Source organism: Enterobacter sp. T1-1, assembly GCF_000710795.1.
GTDB lineage: Bacteria > Pseudomonadota > Gammaproteobacteria > Enterobacterales > Enterobacteriaceae > Enterobacter > Enterobacter cloacae.
Genome location: NZ_JALW01000099.1, coordinates 1 through 5,256 on the forward strand (window position 1 = coordinate 1; position 5,256 = coordinate 5,256).

Annotated in this window: 5 protein-coding genes; 4 read left to right on the plus strand and 1 reads right to left on the minus strand. The window is 53.7% G+C overall.

The window, feature by feature from the left end:
- Window positions 1-28 precede the first annotated feature (28 nt).
- Entirely contained in the window at window positions 29-1,312 is a 1,284-nt protein-coding gene (locus AK59_RS0122900) for a citrate synthase (RefSeq protein ID WP_013097545.1), read from the minus strand.
- Window positions 1,313-1,951: 639 nt separating this feature from the next.
- Between AK59_RS0122900 and sdhC the strand changes: the two genes are divergently transcribed.
- Genes sdhC through sdhB form a run of 4 tightly spaced genes read left to right on the plus strand, consistent with a single transcriptional unit; the run spans window position 1,952 to window position 5,195 of the window.
- The gene (gene sdhC, locus AK59_RS0122905) at window positions 1,952-2,356 is read left to right on the plus strand and encodes a succinate dehydrogenase cytochrome b556 subunit (RefSeq protein WP_020684965.1); all 405 of its coding nucleotides are present in this window, start codon (window positions 1,952-1,954) and stop codon (window positions 2,354-2,356) included.
- On the plus strand, window positions 2,350-2,697 hold the full coding sequence (sdhD, locus tag AK59_RS0122910; RefSeq protein ID WP_008501088.1) for a succinate dehydrogenase membrane anchor subunit: 348 nt from the start codon (window positions 2,350-2,352) through the stop codon (window positions 2,695-2,697). Before sdhC ends, sdhD begins: the two co-directional genes overlap by 7 nt.
- Complete coding sequence (gene sdhA, locus AK59_RS0122915) at window positions 2,697-4,463, plus strand: succinate dehydrogenase flavoprotein subunit (protein ID WP_014831113.1); 1,767 nt, start codon at window positions 2,697-2,699, stop codon at window positions 4,461-4,463. The genes sdhD and sdhA overlap by 1 nt, the downstream gene beginning before the upstream one ends.
- A gap of 15 nt (window positions 4,464-4,478) precedes the next feature.
- Window positions 4,479-5,195: a succinate dehydrogenase iron-sulfur subunit SdhB gene (sdhB, locus tag AK59_RS0122920; RefSeq protein WP_008501090.1), complete on the plus strand. Its 717-nt coding sequence runs from the start codon at window positions 4,479-4,481 to the stop codon at window positions 5,193-5,195.
- Window positions 5,196-5,256 lie beyond the last annotated feature (61 nt).

Sequence of the window (5,256 nt, forward strand, 5' to 3'; positions counted from 1 at the left end):
GTGAGGGCATCAGGCCGCACCCACGTGTTTAGCGCTTAAGATCAGACTTAAAATCACGCTGCTCGTAGCCGGTATACAGCTGACGAGGACGGGCGATTTTCATGCCTTCGCTGTGCATTTCGTTCCAGTGCGCAATCCAGCCCACGGTACGTGCCATGGCGAAGATCACGGTGAACATGGATGACGGAATGCCCATCGCTTTCAGAATAATGCCAGAGTAGAAGTCTACGTTCGGGTAGAGTTTCTTCTCGATGAAGTACGGGTCGTTCAGCGCGATGTGTTCCAGCTCCATCGCCACTTCCAGCAGATCGTCTTTGGTGCCCAGCTCTTTCAGCACTTCGTGGCAGGTTTCACGCATCACGGTTGCACGTGGGTCGTAGTTTTTGTACACACGGTGACCGAAGCCCATCAGACGGAAGGAGTCATTCTTGTCTTTCGCGCGGCGCACGAATTCAGGAATGTGCTCAACGGTGCTGATCTCTTCCAGCATCTTCAGTGCAGCTTCGTTCGCGCCGCCGTGCGCCGGTCCCCACAGGGAGGCGATGCCCGCAGCGATACAGGCGAACGGGTTCGCACCTGAAGAGCCTGCGGTACGGACGGTGGAGGTAGAGGCGTTCTGTTCGTGGTCAGCGTGCAGGATCAGAATACGGTCCATCGCGCGTTCCAGCACCGGGTTCACTTCGTACTCTTCGCACGGCGTAGAGAACATCATGCGCAGGAAGTTACCGGCATAGGAGAGGTCGTTACGTGGATACACGAACGGCTGACCGATGGAGTATTTGTAGCACATCGCTGCCATGGTTGGCATTTTGGACAGCAGGCGGAACGCTGCGATATCGCGGTGGCGTGGGTTATTCACGTCAAGGGAGTCGTGGTAGAACGCCGCCAGCGCACCGGTAATCCCGCACATCACCGCCATCGGGTGAGAGTCACGACGGAACGCATGGAACAGACGGGTAATCTGCTCATGGATCATGGTGTGACGGGTGACGGTGGTTTTGAATTCATCATACTGAGCCTGCGTCGGCTTTTCGCCGTTCAGCAGGATGTAGCACACTTCCAGATAGTTGGATTCGGTGGCTAACTGATCGATGGGGAAGCCGCGATGGAGCAGGATACCTTCGTCACCGTCAATGTAGGTGATTTTGGATTCGCAAGATGCGGTAGAGGTAAATCCAGGGTCAAAGGTGAACACTCCTTTGGAACCCAGCGTACGGATATCAATAACATCCTGACCGAGCGTGCCTTTTAGCACATCCAGTTCAATAGCATCACCACCGTTGAGGGTGAGTTTTGCCTTTGTATCAGCCATTTACGGTCTCCTTAGCGCCTTATGCTTAAGACTGCGCTTTACCGGATTTGCTTTCAGCTGTTAATCACCGTTACCAGATTGTTATTTGGCTTACCGCTCAGCTCACGAGGACAAACCAGGGTACAGAGCTATGGCGCCTTGCAGGTAAACGAATGAAATATCAGTGAAACAACAGCAAATCAGCGTTTTTGCAGTCCGAATTTTTCAAACCTGTATATCACTAATAACTGTCCTGATAACTTCGGTCAATACCATCACACTGTTACATAACTATTTGTCAGGTGAAAGAGAGACCTCATAACTTTTGCGCATTATATGCCTTTTCTGATGACGTTTGTAACAATATTGTTTAACATTTGTCAAATCAGATGATTAAAAATTAAAAAGATGTTGTTATCGTGACCCTGATCACTGTTCCAGAGAAAACCCGACAAACTGTATGTAGGTTAATTGTAATGATTTTGTGAACGGCCTATACTGCCGCCAGGTCTCCGGAACACCCTGCAATCCCGAGCCACCCAGCGTTGTAACGTGTCGTTTTAGCATTTGGAAGCAATGTTTTGCATGACGCGCAGTTATAGAAAAGGAACGCTGTCTGACCCGCATCGCAGTCCGGAGGAAGGAAACAATAAGAACAGCATGTGGGCGTTATTCATGATAAGAAATGTGAAAAAACAAAGACCTGTCAATCTGGATCTCAAAACGATCCGGTTCCCCGTAACAGCAATAGCGTCCATTCTGCACCGTGTATCGGGTGTGATTACGTTTGTGGCGGTAGGCATTCTGCTGTGGTTACTGGGCACCAGCCTCTCTTCTCCTGAAGGATTCCTCCAGGCCTCTGCCATCATGAACAGCTTCTTCGTGAAATTCATCATGTGGGGCATTCTGACCGCGCTGGCGTACCACGTTGTGGTGGGTGTTCGCCATATGCTGATGGACTTTGGTTACCTGGAAGAGACTTTCGAAGCCGGGAAACGTTCCGCTAACATTTCATTTGTGATTACAGTCGTGCTTTCACTTCTCGCAGGAGTTCTCGTATGGTAAGCAACGCCTCCGCATTAGGACGCAACGGCGTACATGACTTCATTCTGGTCCGTGCTACCGCCATCGTTCTCACCCTCTACATCATCTATATGATCGGTTTCTTCGCGACCAGCGGCACGCTGACGTGGGAAATCTGGAGCGGGTTCTTCGGATCTGCCTTCACCAAAGTGTTCACCCTGCTGGCGCTGTTCTCCATTCTTATTCATGCCTGGATTGGCATGTGGCAGGTGTTGACCGATTACGTTAAACCGCTGGCGATTCGCCTTCCTCTGCAGCTGGCCATTGTCGTTGCACTGGTGGTTTACGTTATTTATGGATTCGTTGTGGTGTGGGGTGTGTAATGAAACTGCCAGTCAGAGAATTTGATGCTGTTGTGATTGGTGCGGGTGGCGCAGGTATGCGCGCCGCGCTGCAAATTTCCCAGAGCGGCCAGACCTGTGCGCTGCTCTCTAAAGTATTCCCGACCCGTTCCCACACGGTATCTGCGCAGGGCGGTATTACCGTTGCGCTGGGTAACTCCCATGAAGATAACTGGGAATGGCACATGTACGACACGGTAAAAGGGTCCGACTACATCGGCGACCAGGATGCCATCGAATATATGTGTAAGACTGGCCCGGAAGCGATTCTGGAGCTGGATCATATGGGTCTGCCGTTCTCCCGTCTGGAAAATGGCACCATCTATCAACGTCCGTTTGGCGGCCAGTCGAAAAACTTCGGCGGCGAGCAGGCGGCACGTACCGCGGCAGCGGCTGACCGTACCGGTCACGCGCTGCTGCATACTCTGTATCAGCAGAACCTGAAAAACCACACTACCATCTTCTCCGAGTGGTATGCGCTGGATCTGGTGAAAAACGCCGATGGCGCGATTGTTGGTTGTACTGCACTGTGCATTGAAACCGGTGAAGTGGTCTACTTCAAAGCGCGCGCAACCGTGCTGGCAACCGGCGGTGCAGGGCGTATTTACCAGTCCACCACTAACGCCCACATCAATACCGGTGACGGCGTTGGGATGGCTATCCGCGCTGGCGTGCCGGTGCAGGATATGGAGATGTGGCAGTTCCACCCAACCGGTATCGCCGGTGCGGGCGTTCTGGTGACCGAAGGCTGCCGTGGTGAAGGCGGTTACCTGCTGAACAAACACGGCGAACGTTTCATGGAACGTTATGCCCCGAATGCGAAAGACCTGGCGGGTCGTGACGTGGTGGCGCGTTCCATCATGATCGAAATCCGTGAAGGTCGCGGCTGTGATGGCCCATGGGGTCCACACGCCAAGCTGAAACTCGACCACCTGGGTAAAGAGGTACTGGAATCCCGTCTGCCGGGTATTCTGGAACTGTCCCGTACCTTCGCCCACGTCGACCCGGTGAAAGAGCCAATTCCGGTTATCCCTACCTGCCACTACATGATGGGCGGTATTCCGACCAAAGTGACCGGTCAGGCATTGACCGTGAACGAGCAGGGCGAAGATGTGGTCATCCCAGGCCTGTTCGCGGTAGGCGAAATTGCCTGTGTGTCCGTACACGGTGCCAACCGTCTGGGGGGGAACTCCCTGCTGGACCTGGTGGTGTTTGGTCGTGCGGTGGGTCTGCACCTGCAGGAATCCATTGCCGAACAGGGCGCGCTGCGTGACGCCACTGACGACGAAATTGATGCATCGCTTGAGCGTCTGAACCGCTGGAACGGTAACCGTAACGGTGAAGATCCGGTGGAAATCCGCAAAGCGCTGCAGGAATGTATGCAGCACAACTTCTCGGTATTCCGTGAAGGTGACGCGATGGCGAAAGGTCTTGAGCAACTGAAAGCGATCCGCGAGCGCCTGAAAAACGCCCGTCTGGATGATACTTCCAGCGAGTTCAACACCCAGCGCGTTGAGTGTCTTGAGCTGGATAACCTGATGGAAACCGCGTTCGCAACCGCGATGTCGGCCAACTTCCGTACCGAAAGCCGTGGCGCGCATAGCCGCTTCGACTTCCCGGATCGTGACGATGAAAACTGGCTGTGCCATTCCCTGTATCTGCCAGAGTCGGAAACCATGACGCGCCGTCAGGTGAACATGGAACCGAAACTGCGTCCGGCGTTCCCGCCGAAGATTCGTACTTACTAATGCGGAGACAGGACAATGAAACTCGAATTCTCAGTTTATCGTTATAACCCGGATGTAGATGACGCTCCGCGCATGCAGGATTACACGCTGGAAGCGGAAGAAGGTCGTGACATGATGCTGCTGGATGCGTTAATCCAGCTGAAAGAAAAAGATCCGACACTGTCGTTCCGTCGCTCCTGCCGTGAAGGGGTGTGTGGCTCTGACGGCGTCAACATGAACGGCAAAAATGGTCTGGCCTGCATCACGCCAATTTCCGCGTTGCAGCGCCCGGGCCAGAAAATTGTTATCCGTCCTCTGCCAGGCCTGCCGGTCGTGCGTGATTTGGTGGTAGACATGGGGCAATTCTATGCACAATATGAGAAGATTAAACCTTACTTATTGAATAATGGGCAAAATCCACCCGCTCGTGAGCATTTACAGTCTCCTGAGCAGCGTGAAAAACTCGACGGCTTGTATGAGTGTATTCTCTGTGCATGTTGTTCAACGTCGTGCCCGTCGTTCTGGTGGAACCCGGACAAGTTCATCGGCCCGGCCGGTCTGCTGGCTGCCTATCGCTTCCTGATCGATAGCCGCGACACCGAAACCGATAGCCGTCTGGAAGGTTTAAGTGACGCTTTCAGCGTATTCCGCTGCCATAGCATCATGAACTGCGTCAGTGTGTGTCCGAAGGGGCTGAACCCGACGCGCGCCATCGGCCATATTAAGTCGATGCTGCTGCAGCGCAGTGCGTAAGTAAGTAGTGAGAGGGGGCGCTGTTCCCCCTCACCCTAACCCTCTCCCCCCCCCAGAGGGG